Raw genomic sequence first — 21,715 nt, forward strand, 5'->3', positions numbered from 1 at the left:
AGATCAACACAGCATCAGCACGACGGGATCATCCGTGGCGGCGGCTCGCCCACTGTGCCAGCAGCACGGCCGTGGCCGAGGCCACGTTCAGGCTCTCCACCGCGCCGCTGCCGGGAATCGAGACCTGCAGGTCACATTCGCTGGCAAGCCCGCGGTCCATGCCCTCGCCTTCGGCGCCCATCACGTACATCAACCGTTCCGGCAGCGACGCACGGAACACGTCGTCGCCACCATCAACGAGGGTCGCGGCCAGCCCGAAGCCGGCCGCACGCAGCTGCGCCATCGCCTGGGCGGTCTCCGGCAACTGCACCAGCGGCACCGACTCCGCACCACCTTCGGCCACGCGCGCAGCGGCACCGGACAGCGCAAGCGTGCTGCCCGCCGGCAGCAGCAGCGCCTTGACGCCAAAGTGCGCGGCCGAGCGCAGGATCGCACCGAAGTTGTGCGGATTGCCGACACCGTCCAGCCACAGCGCCAACGCCGGGCCTTCGCCCAGATCCTCCAGCCACTGCGCCAGCGGTACGACAGGCGCGCGCAGCACGTCGGCCACCAGGCCTTCGTGGTGCGTGGTAGCGGCCAGTTTGTTGAGGTCGCCCTCCTCCACCACGCGGTAGCCCACACGGTTGGCCACGCACCACTTCAACACCGGCTGCATGCGCGGAATCAGCGCGTCCACCAGGTACAGCTTGCGCAGCGCCTGCGGGCGCTTGGCGAACAGGGCCTGCACGGCGTTCCAGCCATACAGGCGCAGTTCGTCATTGCCACGCCCCGGCGGTGGCGGGGTGCCGCCCTCACGCGGTGGCAGCGGGGTGGCCCGCGGCGGTCGCGACGACGGGCGGCGGGCGTTCTTCCAGGGATCATTCACTACGGGACAACTCCAGCTTGCGTTGACGCCAGAAATCGGCGTTCTTGATGCCCAGGGCATCGGGGTCGAAGATCGGATCGAGGCCGAGCTTCTTCTGTCGTTCGTAATCACGCAGGGCCAGCATGGCCGGCTTCTGGATGATGAGGATGGCAATGATGTTCAGCCAGGCCATCAGGCCCACGCCGATGTCACCCAGCGCCCAGGCCAGGGTTGCATTATGGAACGCGCCGAACACCACCATGCCGATGATGCCCAGGCGCAGCACCAGCACGGTCAGCGGTCGCTTCTTGTTGTGGTTCACATAGCTGAGATTGGTCTCGGCCATGTAGTAGTACGCCATGATGGTGGTGAAGGCGAAGAAGAAGATGGCGATGGACACGAACGCCGAGCCCCAGCCCGGCAGCACGGCTTCCACACCCGCCTGGGCGTAGCCCGCGCCTTCCGGAATGCCGGCCAGGCCCTGGAAGATCGGCGGGGCGCCGGCACCTGCCGGCGAGTACACGTTGTAGGTGCCGCTGGCCAGGATCAGGAACGCGGTGGCGGTGCACACCATCATGGTGTCGAAGTAGATGGCGAAGGCCTGCACGTAGCCCTGCTTGGCCGGGTGCGAGACTTCCGAGGCGGCTGCCGCGTGCGGGCCCGAGCCCTGGCCGGCTTCGTTGGCGTAGATGCCGCGCTTGATGCCCCACTCCACCGCCAGGCCCATCATCGCGCCGAACGCGGCGTGGGTGCCGAAGGCGCTGCTGAAGATGATGCCGAACATCTCCGGCACGCGATCGTAGTTGATGATCATGATGACGATGGCGGTCAGGATGAAGGCTGCCGCCATGAACGGCACCACCACTTCGGCGAAGTTGGCGATGCGCTTGACGCCGCCGAAGATCACCACGCCCAGCAGCAGCGCCACCACGATGCCGATGCCCAGCTTCAGCGCCTGCACCGACTCCATGCCCATCGTCTGGCCATCCAGCGGACCACACAGCGCGGTGCCACGGCAGGCGTTGATGATGCTGTCGGCGATGGCGTTGGCCTGCACGCCGGGCATCAGGAAACCGGCCGCAATGATCGTGGCAATGGCGAAGACCAGCGCGTACCACTTCAGGCCCATGGCCTTTTCGATGTAGTACGCCGGACCACCACGGTAGCGGCCTTCGGCGTCCTTGGTCTTGTAGATCTGTGCCAGCGTACATTCCACGTACGAGGTGGATGCGCCGAGGAAGCCCATCACCCACATCCAGAAGATCGCACCGGGGCCGCCGAAGGCGATGGCGGTGGCCACGCCGGCGATGTTGCCGATACCCATGCGCCCGGCCATCGACATGGCCAGGGCCTGGAAGGACGACACACCGGCGTCGGATTTCTCACCCTTGACGGTGAGGCGGCACATCTCGAGAAAGCCGCGGATCTGCATGAAGCGCGTGCGCAGGCTGAAGAACAGGCCGGCGCCCAGGCACACGAAGATCAGTGCCTTGCTCCAGATGATGCTGTTGATGAAATGTACGGTAGCTTCCACGCGCGCTCTCTCCAGTCGGCGGGTTGTAAGGACGTCCCGTCGGCTGGAGGGGACCGGTCGATTCTCCCTGATCGAAGGCCGCTGCGGTAGCGCTGTGTTGTAGAGCCGAGCCCATGCTCGGCGTGGTGATGACGGCGGCTGAGCACGGCCTCGGCTCTACCGCGGCCGGCCCGCGTGTTCAGGGCAGCTGCGTGCGCACCCGGGCGAAGCGGCGCAGGTCGTGCAGCACCCCGCGCTTGTAGACCGCGCAGCGGTCCACGCCTTCTTCCTGGAAGCCGTTCTTTTCCAGCACCCGGGCCGAGCCGAGGTTGAAGTCGACTACCCCGGCCTGCAGCCTGAACAGGCGCAGCTCGTCCATCACCCAGGGTGCGAACAGGCCGACCACCCGGGTCATCAGGCCCTGGCCCCAGTAGGCCTGGCCCAGCCAGTAGCCCAGTTCCGCCATGTGCCCGCGCTCGGCAGTGCCCTGCTGGGCCCCGACGCTGCCGCAGGCCTGGCCGTCGATCTCGATGGCCAGGTTCAGGGTGCCAGGGGCCAGCACGCGACCGGCGAGGAAGGCCTCGCCATCCTCGCGCGTGTACGGGTACGGGAAACGATCACGCAGGCCCCGCGATACCTCGGCGTCGTTGGCATGGCGCAGCAGCGATTCCAGATCATCCGGGCGCCAGGGGCGCAGTTGGAAGCCGTCGCCTCGCAGCACGGTGGTCGGATCAGGCATGGCCACCCACCGAGGGCGATTCCGCTTCCTGCTTCTCCAGCTCGCGCTTCACCGCTTCCGGCGAGCGGGTGTAGGGCGCCAGCCGCGCGTAGAACGCCGGCACCACGAACAGCGACAGGAACGTCGAGAGGGTCACACCGAAGATGATCACGATGCCGATGGTGCCACGGCTGGCCGAACCGGGGCCACCGGCCACCACCAGCGGAATCGCACCGACCACGGTGGCGATCGAGGTCATCAGGATCGGGCGCAGGCGCACCATCGCCGATTCGATGATCGCCTCGCGCACGGTTCTTCCGTCGTCACGCAGCTGGTTGGCGAATTCAACAATGAGGATGCCGTTCTTCGCGGCCAGGCCGACGAGCATGACGATGCCGATCTGGCTGAACAGGTTCACGGTACCGCCACTCACCCACAACCCGACCAGCGCGCCGAGCACGCCCAGCGGCACGGTCAGCATGATGGTGAGCGGGTGGATGAAGCTCTCGAACTGCGCGGCCAGCACCAGGTAGACCACCAGCAGCGCCATGGCGAAGGTCAGCAGCACCGCGCCACCGGCACTCTGGTATTCGCGCGATTCGCCCTTCCAGTTCACCTGTGCGTACTGCGGCAGCTCCTCGCGCGTGACCTGCTGCGCCCAGGCAATGGCCTCACCCAGCGGATAGCCCGGCGCCAGGCCCGCGTTGATGGTGATCGAGCGCAGGCGGTTGAAGCGGTTCAGGGTGCCGGCCTCGGCCACCTCACTCAGCGTGACCAGGTTGGACAGCGGCACCAGTTCGCCGGACGTCGCGCGCACGCGGATGGCGGCCAGGTCGGCCGGGCTGGCACGGCCATCGCGACCGGCCTGCACCAGCACGTCGTACTCTTCGCCGTTGTCGACGAAGGTGGTGACGCGGCGCGAGCCCATCATGGTTTCCAGTGCCGAACCGATCGCGGTGACCGGCACGCCGAGGTCGGCCGCACGCTGGCGGTCGATGTTGACCCGCATCTGCGGCCGCGTTTCCTTGTAATCCGAGTCCGGGCCGACCAGGCCGGGGTTGTCGGCCATGCGCAGCAGGATACGGTCGCGCCACTGCGCGATCTCGGCATATTCCGGGCCGCCCAGCACGATCTGGAACGGCTGCCCGCCGCTGCGCACCAGGCCACCGCCCACCTGCGTACGCACGCGCACGCCGCGGATGGTGTCCAGTTCCTTCTGCAGTTCGTTGGCCACTTCCGGCGTGCCTTCGCTGCGCTGGCGCCACGGCTGCAGGAAGATGCTGACGCGGCCGGTGTGCATTTCCTCGCTGGCACCCCAACCACCGGGCACGCGTGGATTGGCGCGCACGATCGGTTTGTCCGGGCCAACATGCGGTGCCAGCATTGATTCCACCTGCTGCACCTGCTGCACGGTGTAGTCGTAGCCGGCGCCTTCCGGGCCGTCGATCATGATCTGGAACGAACCGCGGTCTTCGGCCGGCGCCAGTTCCGACGGCAGCAGCTTGAGCAGGCCCCAGCTGGCGGCCAGTGCGGCCACCATCACCAGCAGGTAGATCCAGGTGCGGTCCACGTGGTGGTCGAGCACCCGCCCATAGGCCCCGGCCAGGCGTTCCAGGTTGCGGTTGATGAAGCCATGCAGGCCACGCGGTGCCTGCCCGGTATGCGGCTTGAGCAATTTGGAGGCCATCATCGGCGTCAGCGTCAGCGCCACAAAGGCGGACAACGCCACCGCCGCCGCCAGCGCCACCGCCAGTTCGCGGAACAGGCGCCCGGTATTGCCTTCCAGGAACCCGACCGGCAGGAACACCGCCACCAGCACCGCGGTGGTGGCGATCACCGCAAAGGCGACCTGCGTGGTACCGCGTTTGGAGGCGACCAGCGGGGGTTCGCCCAGGTCGATGCGGCGCTGCACGTTCTCCACCACCACGATCGCATCGTCCACCACCAGGCCGATGCACAGCACCAGGGCAAGCAGGGTCAGCAGGTTGATCGAGAAGTCGAACGCATACAGCGCGATGAATGCCGCGACCAGGCAGACCGGCACCGTCACCGCCGGAATCAGCGCAGCGCGGAAGCTGCCGAGGAACAGCCAGATCACTGCCAGCACCAGGATCATCGCCTCCACCAGCGTGGCGTAGACGCGGTCCACCGCGGCTTCGATGAAGGTGGTGTTGTCGAAGGCAACGAAGATCTGCGTGCCCTTGGGCAGGGTCAGCGCGACCCGTTCGGCTTCAGCGCGCGCAGTACGCGCCACGTCCAGCGAGTTGGCGGTGGAGGTCTTGACGATGCCCAGGCCGATGCCCGGCTCGCCGTTGCTGCGGTAGTACGCGCGGCGCTCGGCCGAGGCCAGCTCGATCTTCGCCACATCGCCCATGCGCACCACGTAACCGTCACGACCCTTGCCCAGCGGGATGGTCGCGAAGTCTTCGGGCTTGATGTAGTTGCGCTCCACGCGCAGGGTGAAATCGCGGTCGGTCGACTCGATGCGGCCGGCCGGCAGTTCCACGTTCTCGTTGCGCAGCGCGGTTTCCACGTCGCCGGTGGTCAGTCCGCGCGCCGCCAGCTGGTCACGGTCCAGCCAGATCCGCATCGCATAGCGCTGGCGGCCGCCGATGCGGACCTGGGCCACGCCATCGAGACTGGAGAAACGATCGACCACGTAGCGGTCGGCGTAGTCGCTCAGCTCCAGCGTGTCCATGGTCGAGGAGACCATGTTGAACCAGATGATCGGGTCGGCATCGCTCTCGACCTTGGCGATCTCCGGCGGACGCGCTTCCTCCGGCATGCGGTCGGCGACGCGGCTGACCGCATCGCGCACATCGTTGGCCGCCGCTTCGATATCGCGGTTGGAGGTGAATTCGATGCTGACCTGCGAGCGGCCGTTGGTGCTGCGCGCGTTGATCGTATCGATGCCTTCGATGCCGGCCAGCGCATCTTCCAGCACCTGGGTAATGCGGCTTTCGATGACCGCGGCCGAAGCGCCGGTGTAATCCACCGATACCGAAACGATCGGCGGATCGATGGCGGGCAGTTCGCGCAGGGTCAGGCGGGTGAAGGACATCACGCCCAGCACCAGCAGCAACAGGCTCATCACCACGGCGAACACCGGCCGCTGGATGGAGATGTCGGACAGCTTCATCCGCCGTGGCCCTCGGCCGCGACCGGCGCCGGTGCATCAGCCGGCTTGGCACCCGTGGCCGGTGCCGCGTCCTTGGCTGCGACCTTCAGGCCCGGGCGCAGCTTGCCGGTGCCATCGACCACGATGCGCTGGCCCGCTTCCAGGCCCTGCCTGATCTCGACCACGCCGGCACGGCGCGCGCCGGTGACCACATCCACGCGCTCGACGCTGTCGTCGGCGGTGATGCGGTACACGAAGGTATCGCGACCGACCTGCACCACGGCGATTTCCGGAATCACCAGCGCCGGGCGCTCGGGGTGGAACAGGCGCACGTCCAGCAGCATGCCCGGGCGCAGGGCATGGTCGCCGTTGGCGAAGTCGGCCCGTACGGTCACCGCACGGGTGGCCGGATCGATGCGTGCGTCGATGGTGCTGACCACCCCCTCGAAGGTACGGCCTGGCCACGCCACGCTGGTGGCACTGACCTTGTCACCGACGCCGAGCGCGGCCAGTTCCACTTCCGGCACCTGGAAATCGATGTGCATGTGTTCGATGTCGTCGAGCGTGGCGATCACCGTGGTCGGCGTCAGCAACGTGCCCGGGCTGACCTGGCGGATGCCGAGCACACCGGCGAACGGTGCACGCACGCGGCGGTCACCGATGTCCGACTGCATCTGCGCCACACGCGCCTCGGCGGCATCGCGGATCGATTTCTGCGTATCCAGCGTGGCGCTGGACACCAGCCGCTGCGTGGCCAGCTCGCGCTGGCGCCTGTACAGCTGGTCGGCCTCATGGAAGGTGGCCTGCGCCTGCACCAGCGCGGCCTCCTGGGCCTGCCCGCGCAGGGTCACGATCGGCGCACCAGCGGCAACATGCTGGCCGCTTTCGAAGTGCACCTTCTCGACGATCTCGCTGACCTTGGCGGTGACGCTGATCGATTCGCGCGCCTTGGCCGTACCCAGTGCCTGCAGCGTGTCATTCCACTGCGTGGACTGCACGACCTGCGCGGTGACCGGCACCGCTTCTCCCTGCCGACGGGCGGCGGCCTCCTGTTTGCCCGCGCACCCGGCCAGCACGGCCAGGCTGAGGCCAAGGGCCAGGGTCGAAGCGATGCGAGCCAACATGAACGGTCCTGAGTGATCCACGGCCGCCGAGTGTAGGCAAGCGCCCACAGAAGCGATATGTGCCAAGCGTTTACTGGCGTGGAACCGGCGTCGCGATAGCGCCGTGAACCCGTTCCGTGCAAGGCTGACCGCAGCGGTGTCGGCATGTGTCGAGGTGTATCCAGCCGTGCACCGCAGGCGTTGCCATCGTAGAGTCGAAGCTGCCCGGCAGAGGGCGTCGGGCGGGGGCGGATCCTGGCGGGGATCCGGCCCCGGTTTTTTTTACACCCGGCGGATCAGTACCGGTAGTTCACCTTCATCCACAGGCTGCGGCCCGGCTCGCTGATGCGCACCGGGTCAGCCGGAAAACCGAAGTCGGCGCTGCCGGCCAGATTCAGGTGCTCGCTGTAGGCACGGTCGAACAGGTTGTCGACGCCCGCGCTGAGCTGCAGCTGCGAACTGAAGCGGTAAGCAGCGTTGAGCGCGAAGGTGGCGAAGCCGGCACTCGGCCCCAGGTCCTGCGCGACCACATTGCCTTGGCCATTTGCGACACGATGCTGGTGGGTCACCGCGCGCAGCAGCGCACCGGCACTCCAGCGCTGGCCTTCCCAGTTCGCGCTCAGGCGTGCTTCCAGTGGTGGCATCTGCGGCAGCGGGCGATGCTGGTCGCGGTTCTCGCCCCAGGCATAGGCCAGCGTGCCGCCCAGCTTCCACTGCTCGGCCACGCTCACTTCCAGGCCCGCCTCGGCACCGGCAATGCGGGCATCGACGTTGCGGGCCTGGCTCATGCCCATCATGCCGCTGCCGTGGTAGGTGAACAGGATGTAGTCCTGGATCTGCCCGGCGTACGCCGACACCCACGCCTGCACACGGGGCCCCTTGTATTGCATGCCCACATCAAGCTGGGTGGTGCGCTCGGGCTGCACGCCGGTGAACGCGTTCACTGCACCGGCCGGGCCGTGGTTGGGCGAGAACAGCTCCCAGTAGTCGGGCATGCGTTCACTGTGGCCGAGGCCGGCGTACCAGGTCAGGCCATCGGCCAGGTCCTGCTCGTAGCGCAGGAAGCCGCTGCCAAGCCATTCCTTGCGCTGCAGGCCAGCGGTCGGGTTCGGCCGGCTGCCCATCATCCCGCGCACCGACTGCCGCTCATCGCGGACGCTGGCGCGGTCGATGCGCAGGCCGCTGATCCAGCGCTGCTCGGTGCCGGCGCCGAGGGTCAACTCGGTGAACACGCCATAGCGGCGGAAGTTGGCATCGGTTTCCCAGGCGGCCTGGCGGTAGGTGTCGCGGCCCATGCCCATGCGCCCACGATGGCGGCTGTCTTCGCCATCCACACCCGCCACCAGCTGCACATCCTGCCAGCGCCACTCGGAACTGACCCGGCCGCCCTGGGTACGGCGGTCCACGTTCGACGCCATCGGCATCGGCATCATGCTGTTCGGGTTCGGCGTGCGCAGCGTGTAGTTGTCCATCACATGGTCGGCGTTGTTGTAGTACACGTTGGCCTGCAACGTGTCCCATGCCCCCGGCAGGTTGCGCTTCTCGAAACGCGCCGCGTAGCTGGTGCGTTCGAACGCGGCACCGTCCATGCCACGGCCCGCGTAACGCGCGATCGCATCACCGGCACCGGCGGAAATTTCCAGCAGCGTGTCGGCATCCGGCGTCCAGCCGATGGCTACGTCACCGTTCCACTTGCGCCACTTCGACGGCACCACGTCACCGTGGCCGTCCTTGTAGTCATCGGCTTCGGAACGGTTGCCGCTGGCGCGTACGTAGCCTGTCGGGTTACCCAAGGTCAGGTCCAGCACCTGGTCGTTGCGGTTGCGCGAACCGACCAGCGCACTGGCATCGGCACGCAGGCCCGGCTCCTCGAAGCGCGGCGTATCGCGCTCGAAACGCACGGTGCCGGCCGACGCGCCCGCCCCCCAGCGCACGCTCTGCGGGCCCTTGATGATGGTCAGCCGGTCGAAGCTTTCCGGCGCGATGTAGGACAGCGGATTGTCCATGCGCGACGGGCAGGCACCGATCAGGTTGCCATCGTTGCTGAGGATGTTCAGGCGCGAACCGAACATGCCGCGCAGCACCGGGTCGCCGTTGGTGCCGCCGTTGCGGATGGCGGAGAAGCCGGGGACGGTCTTCAGGTAATCGGCACCGTCGCTGGCCGGCACCGGCTGCCGCGGCAGGCGCGGGTCGGTCACCCAGTGCAGCGGGGACGACGGTGCGGCGGCGGTGACCACCATCGTGTCGAGGGTACGTGCCTCTTCGGCAGGCGCAGCGTGGGCCAGTGACGCGGCCACGGCCAGGCCAAGGGCAACCGGCAGGCGCGCGCAGGCGCCCGCGGGGCGGGAAGTCATTTTCATCGGAACAGCTCCAAAGTACGCACGCGCGCACGGCGCCGGGTCAGGCGTCGTGCGGCAGATTCGATAGGGATATCAGCGGACGAAGGAGAAGCGCGGTGGCCCGCGCGCGGCATGCGCCGGCCAACGCAGTGCCGGCAGCACCTGTTGCGACCACGGGAACACCAGGCGCGGCCGCCACAGCAGCGGCAACAGCAGCACCAGCACCGCCAGCCACGGCAGCAGGCGCATGGCCAGCACGCAGTATTCGCAGGCTTCGCCGTGCACGGCGTGGGGGTCGGGCGGGCGGCTGGGCGCGGCCGGCGCGACGCCGTGCTGATCGTGCCCGGCCATGGCCATGTCGTGCATGTCATGGCCCATGGCGGCGTGGTCCATGCCTGCCATCGCGGCATGCTCCATCGGCTGCGCCTGCAGCGCGCGGCTGACCAGTGGCGCAAGCACCATCAACAGCGTCGCCAGGACGGCGAGCTGGAGCAGGAGGCGCTGCGGGCGGGACAGGCGAGTCACCCCGCTAGTTTAGAGCCGGGTCCAGGGTTGCCCGTGCGACGAACCGTCGCAGGAGGGGTTTTTCGGCAGGGCTGCGCCCTGCACCCGCAGAGGCCACGTCCACGTCAAGAGCCGAAGCAACATCAAAAGCTGGCTTCCTGTGGGTAGGCGGGGTGGGTCCGGTTGCGGGGGCCGCTGCAAGTACGTCCATGTAAGCTCGGTCGCCGCATCCATGCGGCTCACGTCCCCGCAACCGGACCCACCCCGCCTTCGACAGATTTCTGCGATCTGCAGTAGATCCACGCCATGCGTGGATGAATCTCCATCGGAATCGAACATTTCGAACTGGAATCGAAAAGCATCCACGCATGGCGTGGATCTACCGTGTCGACCAAGGTCGACACCTACCAACAGCCGCCGGAATCTGTCAGAGGTGGGGCGGTGTCGGAGTGCGGGGTGTCAGCCGCATGGATGCGGCTGCCAAGCTTACAGGGACGTACTTGCAGCGTCCCCGCACTCCGACACCGCCCCGCCAACCCACGGAATGCCGCTTCTGCTGTTGCTGTTGCCTTTGTCCACAGCAGGTGCAGGGCTGCAAGCCCTGCTCGACCAACCCCTCACACCGTGATGGTCTGGGTCAGTGACTCCCACGTCGGTGGCACCGGCCACGCCGCCGCCTGGTTGCCATCCAGCACCCTGCGCAGATCACGCGGATCGATCTGCGGTGCCAGCACGTGCACCAGCTCCAGCGCGTAATCACGCAGCACGCGATCGCGAGGCAGCACCGCCCAGGCAATGCACTCAGTGATCGGCTCCGGGGCCGGCCACGACCTCAGGTCTTCGTCGTTGGAACTGACCGCCATCTCCGCCAGCAGGCCCACGCCCAGACCGGTACGCACGTAGGTCTTGATCAGGTCGGCATCCAGCGCGGTCAGCGCCAGATCCGGCACCAGGCCGTTCGCAGCGAAGGCGCGCTGCAACGAGGAATTCGGCCGGGTCGAGGATTCGTAGCTGATCAATGGCTGGCGGGCCAGCGCGGCCAGGTCTGGGGCGCGGCCGGCGCGGTCCAGCGGGTGGCCCTTCGGTACCACCACCAGACGTCGCCAGCGGAACAGCGGCACCGCGATGCCGTCGGTGGGCTCACCGCCAGCGGTGCTGATGATCGCAATGTCGGCATCACCCTGGTTCAAGCGGTCCAGCGCGTCGGCTTCGCCGGCCTGCTGCAGGTGCACGCTCACCTGGGGATAGGCCTGCTTGATCGCTGCCACCGCCGGCGGCAGCACGAAGCGCGCCTGGGTGTGGGTGGTGGTCAGGATCAGCTGGCCCTGGCTCTCGCGGCGCTGGTTGGCCGCGTAGGTGCGGATGTTGTTGGCCTCGGCCAGCACCGCACGAGCGCGGGCGATGACCTCGGTGCCGGCCGGGGTGACCGACTCCAGGCTGCGGCCCTTGCGCACGAACAACAGGAAACCCAGCTCGTCCTCCAGCTGCTTGAGCTGCTTGGACAGGCCGGGCTGGGTGGCGTGCACGCGCGAGGCGGCCAGCGTGATGTTCAGCTCGGCGTCGGCGATGGCAACCAGGTAGCGCAGCTGGGTCAGCGTCATGGGAGGCAGGCGGCGTGGGGCGGAGGTCCACTCTAGGGTCAATTGCCGTCACCAGCTTATAACCAAAGGTTGTTTAAGAAAGGTATCTGGTCATTTCCGGGCGTCATATGCCGGCGCTACGGTCAGCCGGCAGCCGCTGGCCTGAACAGCCAGCCCTCCCCCTTCGCCCGCCGAAGCCCGGCGCGGCCCCGTTTCCGGAGCGCTTCCATGGCCCTGTACGACTCCATCCTCGATACCGTCGGCAACACCCCCATCGTCAGGCTGCAGCGCCTGGCGCCCGCGCAGGTCAGCGTCTACGCCAAGGTCGAGTCGTTCAACCCGGGCGGTTCGGTGAAGGACCGTCTGGCGCTGGCGATCATCCTCGACGCCGAGGCACGCGGCCTGCTCAAGCCGGGCGACACCATTGTCGAAGCCACTTCAGGCAACACTGGCGTGGCACTGGCGATGGTCGCCGCCGCGCGCGGCTACAAGTTCGTGGCCACCATGGTCGAGACCTTCTCGGTGGAGCGCCGCAAGCTGATGCGCGCCTATGGTGCCAAGGTGATCCTGACCCCGGCCGCCGAGCGCGGCAGCGGCATGGTGCGCAAGGCGGCCGAACTGGCCGAGCAGCACGGCTGGTTCCTGGCCAGCCAGTTCGCCAACCCGGCCAACCCGGCCTACCACCGCAACACCACCGCCGCCGAGATCCTGCGCGACTTCGCCGGCAAGCGGCTGGACTACTTCGTCAGCGGCTGGGGCACGGGCGGCACGCTTACCGGCGTGGGCGAAGTGCTGAAGGTCGCGCGCCCGCAGACCCGTATCATCGCCACCGAACCGGCCGGCGCCGCGCTGCTGAAGGGCGATGACTGGAAGCCGCACAAGATCCAGGGCTGGACCCCGGACTTCGTGCCGGACGTGCTCAACCGCGATGTGGTGGACGAACTGGTCTCGGTCGAAGATGACCGCGCGATCGCCACCGCGCGCCGCCTGGCTGCGGAGGAAGGCATCTTCGTCGGCATCTCCGCCGGCGCCACCGTGGCCAGCGCGCTGGACGTGGCCGCCCGCGCTGAACCGGGCTCGGTGATCCTGGCAATGCTGCCCGATACCGGCGAGCGCTATTTCTCCACACCGCTGTTCGCCGATGTGAATGAGGGTTCCGACGACGACTGGCTGGCCGGCCTGCCGTGATGCATCGGGTCGGATCCCTTTCCTGCAGGGAAAGGGCTCTGACCCGGTTTGCCAGAACCATGGATCGCAGGGGTCAGAGCCTTTTCCGTGCGGGAAAAAGCTCTGAGCCCTTTCTGCTTCAGCCTGCGTGAAGGCGTCGCCCGCCATCGTGCGTGAAGGCCGTCGGATCGCAGCGCGTGAGACGGTCATGACGCAGTATCGATGCCCTGTCCCCTACCGTGGGAACAGCCGGCGCAGATGCTGCGCGGAACACCTCACAGGCAGGAGACGGACGCATGAAGATCGAAGTTTGGCAGGGCGATATCACGACCCTGGCGGTGGATGCGATCGTCAACGCGGCCAATGAAACACTGCTCGGCGGCGGCGGCGTCGACGGCGCGATCCATCGCGCGGCCGGGCCGGCATTGCTGGCCGAGTGCGAGCAGTTGCCGGAACTGCGTCCGGGCGTGCGTTGCCCGACCGGCGAAGTGCGCGCCACCGACGCTTACGCATTGCCTGCGCGGCATGTACTGCACACGGTGGGCCCGGTCTGGCACGACGGCCAGCGCGACGAACCGGCATTGCTGGCCAACTGCTACTGGAAATCGCTGCAGTTGGCCGAGTCGCTGGGCGTGAAGTCGATCGCCTTCCCGGCGATCAGCTGCGGTGTGTATGGCTATCCGCTGTACCAGGCCGCGCAGATCGCAGTGACGGAAACACTGGCGTGGCAGCGCAGCCATGCACAGCCGATGCGCATCGTGCTGGTGGCGTTCAACACTGCTACGGCGAAGGCCTACCAGCAGGCATTGAGCGCCGCGGGACAAAGCACGGACAACGAACCGCGCGGATCGATGCTGCCGCCTCTGGGCGATGCGGGCTTCGCCGCTGCGCACTGAACCGCAGCGCTTCCGGTAAAAGGAAAGGCCGGGCATTGCCCGGCCTTTCCCGTTGCGGCCTTGAGGTCATCCACGCTACGTGTGGATCACCTCAACGGCTGGCTGCTTCCACCGCAGCAGCGGCGTCATCGGCCACGGCAGCAGCTGCATCGGCAGCGGCGCGTGCGGCCGAGGCGGCAGCACCGTCGGCGCTGGCACCTTCGACCTGCACGCGCACTTCCACCAGGCCCGCACCGTTGTTCAGGCTGGACACGTCGACGGTGTAGTGACCTGCCGGCAGCGTCTCTTCCAGGCGTGCATTGGTGCCATTGCCACCGTCGTCGTCGGTCAGCTCGACGTCGCCGCCGACCACGCGCAGCACGGTATCGACCTGGCTGGAAATCGCGTCCAGGCGCACGTCGGCCGGACGATCCAGGGTCAGCAGGAAGCGGCGGCGGCCTTCGTTGTCGAGCATGGTGTACGCGCTGCCCGACTTCGGCAGTGCCGTGCCATCGCGATCCACCAGGTTGCCTGGCAGTTCAATGCGGGTGGCCGACAGGGTGAACATGCCATTGACGCCGTCGCCGAGGCCGCGTGCAGTCAGGGTGTACTTGCCCGGCTTCAGCGAGAGGTTCAGGCGCGAGTTGGTGCTGTCGCCGCCGTCATCGTTCTCGGCATCCACGCCCTGGCCGGACAGCTTCAGCACCGGATCGAAGACATCCGAGACCAGGCGGATCTCGTACAGGCCCGCCTTCTCCACCTGCAGGGTGTAGTCCTGCGAGTTGCTGGCCAGCATATCGACGATCTCACCACTGCCCACCAGCGGCTTGCCGTCGTACGGCTTCAGCTTCTCGGCGCGCAGGCGGTACGGACCAAAGGCACTCGGACCGTTGGCGTTGACCGCCACCTGGTAGGTGCCGCCACCGTTGGCACGGAAGGCCAGCGAGACATCGCCTTCGCGTTCGTAACCGGTACTGCTGGTGGACACCAGGCTGCCGTTGTTGAACACGGCGATCGAACCGGTCAGTGCGCCGGTGAGCTTCAGGCCGACCAGTTCCCTGTCTTCCAGCTTGATCTGGTACAGCTGGTGATGGCTGCCGTCGTTGAAGTTGATGCCGCTGCGCGAGGTGATCTCGCCGGACACCGGCTTGTCGAAATCGAGCGACGCGGCCTTGCCTGCGTCACCACCGCCACCGATGCGGTTGCAACCGCCGGCGATCAGGACCGTGGCGACGGCCAGTGTGATTGCTGCCAAACGCATGTTTTTTCTCCTTGGCCTTCCATGTATGTCCCGCACACCGGCCCGGTGCGTGGGGGCGGAAAAGATACCCGCAAAAGCAAACGCCGGCGTGATGCCGGCGTTGCCCTGTTCATCCTGCGATGGGACGGATCAACCGTTCCACTTGCCCAGCGCCGCCAGGCCGTTGTCCTTGGCGCGCTCGTACACGGTCTTCTGGGCGGCAGCGTAGTTGCCCTTCATGTCCTTGGCCCACAGCTTCAGCGCGGCCTGCTGCATGGCGCGGCCGTAGGAGAAGCTCAGCGGCCACGGCAGGTTGCCCAGCTGGTTCATCGCGTTCAGATGCTCGGTGGACTGCTCGTCGCTCTGGCCACCGGACAGGAACACCACGCCCGGCAGGATGGCCGGCACGGTGCTCTTCAGGCACATCACGGTCGACTCGGCCACTTCCTCGACGTCGGCCTGCTCATCGCAGCCCTTGCCCGAGATGACCATCGAGGCCTTCAGGATGGTGCCTTCCAGCAGCACGTTCTGCTGGTACAGGGCATCGAACAGCGAACGCAGGGTGGCTTCGGTGACTTCGTAGCAGGTCTCGATGTCGTGGTCGCCGTCCATGATCACTTCCGGCTCGACCATCGGCACCAGGCCGCATTCCTGGCACAGGGCGGCATAGCGGGCCAGCGCGTGGGCGTTGGACTCGATGCAGGTGCCCGACGGAATGCTTTCGCCGATGTTGATCACCGCACGCCACTTGGCGAAGCGCGCACCCAGCTTGTAATACTCCTGCAGGCGCTCGCGCAGGCCGTCCAGGCCTTCGGTCACCAGCTCGCCCGGGCAGCCGGCCAGCGGGTGCGCACCCTTGTCCACCTTGATGCCCGGAATCATGCCGTGGTCGGCCATGTACTTGGCGAACGGCACGCCGTCCTTGGTCGACTGACGGATGGTTTCGTCAAACAGGATGGCGCCGGAAATGTGCTCGTTGAGCTTCGGCGTGGTCAGCAGCAGTTCGCGGTAGGCACGACGGTTCTCCTCGGTGTTCTCGATACCGACGCCTGCGAAACGCTTGGCGATGGTAGCGGTGGATTCGTCGATCGCGATGATGCCCTTGCCCGGGGCAACCATGGCCTGGGCGGTTTCAGCCAGCTGTTCGATGCTCATGTACTTCCTGTGGCGGGTGCGGGAAAAACGTAAGTATAGCCCCGCCGCCCGTTGCACCGACGTGCAGGGCAGTCTGGAAACGATTCCAATGTCCGCACCGGACAGACGATGTCCTGTTGCGCCGGGTCACGACCCCTTCAGGGATCTGACCCCGGGTCGGACCCGCGCAGCGGCTCCGACCCAGGGCCGCCTGGGTTTACAGATCGCCCAGGCCGCTGGCGCGGCCGTCTTCGCCCACTTCCAGCAGGCGCAGGGTGTTGGTCGCGCCCAGGGTTTCCATGTGCTCACCGCTGGTGAACACGACGCGGTCACCGGCCTGCAGCAGTTCGGCTTCCACCAGCAGGCGGATGCTGCCGCGTGCGGCTTCACGCGGGGTCAGGCCACGGCTGTCGAAGTTGATCGGGTAGACATCGCGCATCAGCGCCATCTGGCGGCGTGCACCGTCGTGGCGGGTGACCGCGAACACCGGCGCCTTGGCGCGGAAACGCGACAGGTAGCGGGCAGTGCCACCGGATTCGGTCATCGCCACGATCGCGCGCACGCCCACGTGCTGCGACAGGAACATGGTGGCCATGGCAATGGCCTGGTCGGCACGTTCCAGGTTGCGCGGCGAGGCGTTGAAGTCGGTCTCGGTCTGGAACTGGCGCTCTGCACCCAGGCAGATGCGCGCCATCGCTTCCACGGCCTTGACCGGCCAGGCACCGGCAGCGGTCTCGGCCGACAGCATCACCGCGTCGGTACCGTCGATGACCGAGTTGGCCACGTCCAGCACTTCGGCACGGGTCGGGATCGGGCTTTCGACCATCGACTGCAGCATCTGCGTGGCGGTGATCACCACCTTGTTCTGCGCCAGCGAGGCCTTGATGATCTTCTTCTGCAGGCCCGGCAGTTCGGCATCGCCGATTTCCACGCCAAGGTCGCCACGGGCCACCATCACCACGTCGCTGGCCTCGACGATCTCTTCCAGGTTCTCGATCGCCTCGGTGCGCTCGATCTTCGACACCAGCGCGGCATCGCAGCCGTGCGAGCGGGCGATCTCACGCGCGTCGTTCATGTCCTGCGCATTGCGGCAGAACGACACGGCAATGAAGTCGACACCGATCTTGGCGACGATGCCGATCAGTTCCTTGTCGCGCTCGGTCAGCGCGCCCAGCGACAGGCCGCCGCCCTGCTTGTTCAGGCCCTTGCGGTCGGACAGCACACCGTCGTTCAGTACGGTGTTGATGATGCGTTCGCCCTGCACTTCCACCACCTGCAGCTGCATCAGGCCGTCGTCGAGCAGCAGCACATCGCCCGGACCCACGTCCTGCGGCAGGCCGAGGTAGCTCACGCCCACCTGGGTGGCGTCACCCGGGCCGGCGCTGGTGCTTGCGATCAGGTCGAAGCGGTTGCCCGCCTTCAGCTGTACCTTGCCTTCGGCGAAGCGCTCGATGCGGATCTTCGGGCCCGGCAGGTCGGCCAGGATGCCGACTTCCACGCCCACGCGGGCCGCGGCAGCGCGCACTTCGGCAGCACGCTTGGCCTGGCCGGAGGGATCGCCATGGCTGAAGTTCAGGCGCACCACGTTGACGCCGGCGCGGAACAGATCCTCCAGCACGCCCGGCGGATCAGTGGCCGGACCGAGGGTGGCAAGGATCTTGGTGCGACGCTGACGCTCGAACATGGTGAATGGGCCTCTCCCGATAAAGAACGGAAATTAGCACATCCTTCACGCCGCATGTATACGGTTACAGCCTTGTGCCGCCTGACTTCGCGGGTCATGGAACGGACATCGTCCGGACATACGCTGGCGCAGGGTGGCGGTAGCGCCGAGCGTGGCCCGGCGCTACCGATCAACGGCGCATCACGCCAGCAGCGTTTCCAGCTGCGCCGGTTCACGGGCCAGCTGCCCGGCACCGGCTTCGGTAAGTTCGGCCTCACCGCCAAAGCCCCACAACACACCGACGCTGCGCAGGCCATGGTGACGCGCGCCTTCAATGTCCATGCGGCGGTCGCCGATCATCCAGCACTGCGCGGGCTGCACCTGCAGCCGACGCAGCGCCTCACCGACCAGTTCCGGCTTGTGGCTGCGCGAGCCATCGAGGGTTGAACCGACGATCTCCTCGAACAGCCCACCGAACGGCAGGTGGGCAAGGATGCGGCGCGCGTGCGGCTCGTTCTTGGCAGTGACCACCGCCAGGCGATGGCCACGACCATGCAGCGTGCGAAGGGTGTCTTCCACCTGCGGGTACACCGTGTGCTCGCGCCAGCCCTCGGCGTCGAAGCGCTCACGGTAGTAGCCCACCGCCTGTTCCACCCGCGCCGGTTCACCGAACAGCGGCGCGAAGGTGGTGCGCAGCGACGGACCGATCCAGCCCAGCAGGGTCTCCTGCGGTGGCACCGGATGGTCCATCTTCTGCAGCGCATAGGCGATGCAGGCGGTGATACCCACCTGCGAATCGATCAGCGTGCCGTCCAGGTCGAAGAACAGGACATCCTTGCTGCGATCGGCACTCATGCGCCGCGCGCGTCGAGTGCGGCCACCGCCGGCAGGGTCTTGCCTTCCAGGAACTCCAGGAACGCGCCGCCACCGGTGGAGATGTAGCTGACCTGCTGGGCGATATCGAACTTGTCGACCGCGGCCAGGGTGTCGCCGCCACCGGCGATGGAGAACGCCGGCGAACTGGCGATGGCACGGGCCAGCGCTTCAGTGCCCTTGCTGAAGGCCTCGAATTCGAACACACCGACCGGACCGTTCCAGACCACGGTACCGGCCTTCCCGATCAGCTGCGCGTACTGCGCCGCGGTCTGCGGGCCGATGTCCAGGATCAGATCGTCTTCGGCAACGGCGTCGACCGCCTTCACCTCGGCGACCGCATCCGGCATGAACTGCTTGGCGGTGACCACGTCGACCGGCAGCGGGATGTCGGCGCCGCGCGCCTTGGCATCGGCCACGATCTTCTTCGCGGTGTCCAGCAGGTCCGGCTCGTACAGCGACTTGCCGACGTTGTAGCCGGCGGCAGCGATGAAGGTGTTGGCGATGCCACCACCGACGATCAGCTGGTCGACCTTGCCGACCAGGTTGGCCAGCAGTTCCAGCTTGGTGCTGACCTTGCTGCCGGCGACGATGGCCAGCAGCGGCTTGGCCGGTGCATCCAACGCCTGCGCCAGCGCGTCCAGTTCGGCCATCAGCAGCGGGCCACCGGCAGCGACCGGGGCGAAGCGGATGACGCCATGGGTCGAGGCCTGCGCGCGGTGTGCGGTACCGAAGGCATCCATCACGAACACATCGCACAGGGCGGCGTACTTCTTCGACAGGGCTTCATCGTCCTTGCCCTCGCCGACGTTCATGCGGCAGTTTTCCAGCAGCACCAGCTGGCCCGGCTGCACGTCGACACCGTCGACCCAGTCGCGCACCAGCGGCACTTCGCGGCCAAGCAGCTCGGACAGGCGCGCGGCGACCGGTGCCAGCGAATCGGCCTCGCTCCACACGCCTTCCTTCGGGCGCCCCAGGTGCGAGGTGACCATCACCGCCGCGCCCTGCTCCAGCGCGCGCTTGAGCGTCGGCAGCGAAGCGGTGATGCGCTGTTCGGAGGTGATGCGGCCATTCTCGATCGGCACGTTCAGATCCTGGCGGATCAGCACGCGCTTGCCGGAGAGGTCGAGGTCGGTCATGCGGACGATGGACATGGGCAACTCTTTGGCTCAGGGACGGGATGCCGGGGTACGGCAGACGGCCATTGTATCGGGTGCGGGTGGTGGGGGGTCGATGCCTGCGGCAGGCAGAGGCGCACGGCAACGCAACGGCAACGGCAACGGCAACAGCAACTGCCAAAGCGCTGGCGCTTCATGATGCTGGGGGTGGGCCGGGGCGGTCTGGGCTGGCAGGGGGCGCCGTGAATCCGTCCATGGAGGCTTGGCAGCCGCTTGCTCGTGTGCGCTGTCCTGCGCACACGGCAAGACCGGGGTTGGCCGTCCTGCCCAACCCGCCCGAGGCATGCCTCGGGCCCATGCGGCTGACACCCCTGCCAGTCCACACTACCCCGGCCTCGACAGGTTCATGAGGTGACGCGGATGGCAAAGGCGGAAGCAAGAGCGGCTTCTGGTGTCGGGAAAAAAATGAAGAGCCGAGCATGGGCTCGGCTCTACAAGGAGCGCGCAGCCAAGCCGCTTTTGCTTTTGCTCTTCTTTTTTCTCATCCGTGGGTGGACGCACCCGGAAACTGTCAGAGGCCGGGCGGGGTGGGTTCGCGGGGGTGTCCGTCGCATGGATGCGGCGGCCAAGCCTACAAGGACGTACTTGCGGCGTCCCCCGCGAACCCACCCCGCCCGGCCAAGCGCAGCTTTGCAGTCGAGCAAGCTTGTATGTTCCTCCCGGCTCCTACGCGGTATGTAGGAGCCAGGGTGGAGGGACCGTCAAGCATGCATCTGCGGATACTAGCCGACAGACGAGTCGAGCGATCCCCATCCCGCACACGAACGTCGATAAAGGATCGTACGGCCCCCAAAGGGGATCGTCGATGTAGGCAAGCTAACGTCGGTGCGGTACCACCCCAGCCCCTTAAAGATAGCTGGGAGCCGTACAAATGTCTGATTCTCTCGATATTGGCGTGGACGTGGACTCCAAGGAGTTCGTACCGGCAGTGGCCGACCGCAAGGCCGGCGACAGGATCGCCAACACCCGGGCCGGCATAGCCCAGTGGCTCAACACCTTGCCCCAGCGATGCCGGATTGGCATGGAGGCGACGGGGCGGTACTACGAGTTGTTGGCTCGGATGGCTGGCCAGGCAGGCCACGTTGTCTATGTGATCAATCCACGTCTGATCAAGCACTACGGCCGGGCGACGGGCTCGCGTGGCAAGACGGACGCCATGGACGCCGAAGCGATCGCCCGGTACGTGAAGAAGGAGAACGATCGCCTGCGTGAATACGTACCGCGTACCGACGAGCAGCAGCAGATGCACGATTTGCTGCGCAAGCGGCAGACGCTGGTAAAGACACGCGCGCGCCTGGAGCAATCCTTCGGGGTAAGTAAAAGTGCCCCCGGGGAGCTGTCAGATCTGTTCTGCGCTCTGGCTGGGACGCTGTCCGAGCTGGAAAGCGAACTGCAGCGCTTGGGTCGCGATGGAGAGCATGGCACGCTCTACAAGCGCCTGTTGACCATCCCTGGTGTCGGCCCTGCCGTCGCCGCTCACCTGATTTACTACATGACGCGCTGGCCGTTGGCCAACGCCAACGCGTGGATCGCCTGCACCGGCCTGGATCCCCGGCCTAACGAGTCTGGCGGAAGAACGGGACGGCGTCGGCTGTCCAAACAGGGCGCGCCAGTGCTGCGCCAGATGCTCTACATGGCCGCCATGGGGCTCAAGCGGTGTCGTCGGGGGCAACCGCTCTACGACGAGCTGTCAAAACGCGGTCACCCCAGCACCGCCGTCTTCAACATCCTGGCCAGAAAGCTGGCCAGGATCGCCTGGGGTGTCTTCAAAAGCGGCCGGGACTTCGATCCGGCCATGCTGAAGGTGGGTCAAGCCTGCTTCCAGCAGGCTTGACCACGAACATAGGATCTCGACTCTACCGACGC

At 66.9% G+C, this 21,715-nt stretch carries 16 protein-coding genes; 3 read left to right on the top strand and 13 right to left on the bottom strand.

What is annotated here, in order from left to right; translation table 11 throughout:
• Positions 1 to 28 precede the first annotated feature (28 nt).
• From ACZK3J_RS18215 to ACZK3J_RS18250, 8 genes are all read right to left on the bottom strand, one after another.
• Positions 29 to 865, bottom strand: coding sequence for a TrmH family RNA methyltransferase (locus tag ACZK3J_RS18215; RefSeq protein ID WP_134951337.1), 837 nt, complete (start codon positions 863 to 865; stop codon positions 29 to 31).
• Entirely contained in the window at positions 858 to 2,378 is a 1,521-nt protein-coding gene (locus tag ACZK3J_RS18220) for an alanine/glycine:cation symporter family protein (protein WP_478476143.1), read from the bottom strand. Before ACZK3J_RS18220 ends, ACZK3J_RS18215 begins: the two co-directional genes overlap by 8 nt.
• A 178-nt stretch (positions 2,379 to 2,556) precedes the next feature.
• Entirely contained in the window at positions 2,557 to 3,096 is a 540-nt protein-coding gene (locus tag ACZK3J_RS18225) for a GNAT family N-acetyltransferase (RefSeq protein ID WP_121504476.1), read from the bottom strand.
• Complete coding sequence (locus ACZK3J_RS18230; protein WP_071228525.1) at positions 3,089 to 6,214, bottom strand: efflux RND transporter permease subunit; 3,126 nt, start codon at positions 6,212 to 6,214, stop codon at positions 3,089 to 3,091. The genes ACZK3J_RS18225 and ACZK3J_RS18230 overlap by 8 nt, the downstream gene beginning before the upstream one ends.
• A complete protein-coding gene (locus ACZK3J_RS18235; RefSeq protein ID WP_049399966.1) occupies positions 6,211 to 7,317 on the bottom strand; it encodes an efflux RND transporter periplasmic adaptor subunit in 1,107 nt (368 codons plus the stop codon). The genes ACZK3J_RS18230 and ACZK3J_RS18235 overlap by 4 nt, the downstream gene beginning before the upstream one ends.
• Positions 7,318 to 7,592: 275 nt before the next feature.
• Positions 7,593 to 9,656, bottom strand: coding sequence for a TonB-dependent copper receptor (locus ACZK3J_RS18240; protein ID WP_277779286.1), 2,064 nt, complete (start codon positions 9,654 to 9,656; stop codon positions 7,593 to 7,595).
• Between the two features lie 72 nt (positions 9,657 to 9,728).
• The gene (locus ACZK3J_RS18245) at positions 9,729 to 10,160 is read right to left on the bottom strand and encodes a DUF2946 domain-containing protein (protein ID WP_049461867.1); all 432 of its coding nucleotides are present in this window, start codon (positions 10,158 to 10,160) and stop codon (positions 9,729 to 9,731) included.
• A gap of 596 nt (positions 10,161 to 10,756) precedes the next feature.
• A complete protein-coding gene (locus ACZK3J_RS18250) occupies positions 10,757 to 11,740 on the bottom strand; it encodes a LysR family transcriptional regulator (RefSeq protein ID WP_043403003.1) in 984 nt (327 codons plus the stop codon).
• Between the two features lie 207 nt (positions 11,741 to 11,947).
• Here ACZK3J_RS18250 and cysK point away from each other — a divergent pair, with 207 nt between their 5' ends.
• Together cysK and ACZK3J_RS18260 are read left to right on the top strand one after the other, a co-directional pair.
• Entirely contained in the window at positions 11,948 to 12,907 is a 960-nt protein-coding gene (gene cysK, locus ACZK3J_RS18255) for a cysteine synthase A (protein ID WP_032127874.1), read from the top strand.
• Between the two features lie 275 nt (positions 12,908 to 13,182).
• Positions 13,183 to 13,782, top strand: a complete 600-nt coding sequence (locus tag ACZK3J_RS18260) for an O-acetyl-ADP-ribose deacetylase (protein WP_032127873.1) — start codon at positions 13,183 to 13,185, stop codon at positions 13,780 to 13,782.
• A gap of 91 nt (positions 13,783 to 13,873) precedes the next feature.
• Here the strand turns inward: ACZK3J_RS18260 and ACZK3J_RS18265 are convergent, their stop codons facing one another.
• From ACZK3J_RS18265 to ACZK3J_RS18285, 5 genes are all read right to left on the bottom strand, one after another.
• Positions 13,874 to 15,022: an ABC transporter substrate-binding protein gene (locus ACZK3J_RS18265; protein ID WP_277779285.1), complete on the bottom strand. Its 1,149-nt coding sequence runs from the start codon at positions 15,020 to 15,022 to the stop codon at positions 13,874 to 13,876.
• A gap of 129 nt (positions 15,023 to 15,151) precedes the next feature.
• The gene (locus ACZK3J_RS18270) at positions 15,152 to 16,156 is read right to left on the bottom strand and encodes a class I fructose-bisphosphate aldolase (protein WP_010481439.1); all 1,005 of its coding nucleotides are present in this window, start codon (positions 16,154 to 16,156) and stop codon (positions 15,152 to 15,154) included.
• Positions 16,157 to 16,352: 196 nt separating this feature from the next.
• A complete protein-coding gene (pyk, locus tag ACZK3J_RS18275; RefSeq protein WP_032127871.1) occupies positions 16,353 to 17,819 on the bottom strand; it encodes a pyruvate kinase in 1,467 nt (488 codons plus the stop codon).
• A 180-nt stretch (positions 17,820 to 17,999) separates the two neighbouring features.
• The gene (locus tag ACZK3J_RS18280; RefSeq protein ID WP_164081446.1) at positions 18,000 to 18,653 is read right to left on the bottom strand and encodes an HAD hydrolase-like protein; all 654 of its coding nucleotides are present in this window, start codon (positions 18,651 to 18,653) and stop codon (positions 18,000 to 18,002) included.
• Positions 18,650 to 19,825, bottom strand: coding sequence for a phosphoglycerate kinase (locus ACZK3J_RS18285; RefSeq protein ID WP_277779284.1), 1,176 nt, complete (start codon positions 19,823 to 19,825; stop codon positions 18,650 to 18,652). Before ACZK3J_RS18285 ends, ACZK3J_RS18280 begins: the two co-directional genes overlap by 4 nt.
• A gap of 952 nt (positions 19,826 to 20,777) precedes the next feature.
• Between ACZK3J_RS18285 and ACZK3J_RS18290 the strand changes: the two genes are divergently transcribed.
• Positions 20,778 to 21,683, top strand: a complete 906-nt coding sequence (locus ACZK3J_RS18290; RefSeq protein ID WP_478476030.1) for an IS110 family transposase — start codon at positions 20,778 to 20,780, stop codon at positions 21,681 to 21,683.
• The last annotated feature ends 32 nt before the right edge of the window (positions 21,684 to 21,715 follow it).

The organism is Stenotrophomonas sp. 86428_Sma, from assembly GCF_056481585.1.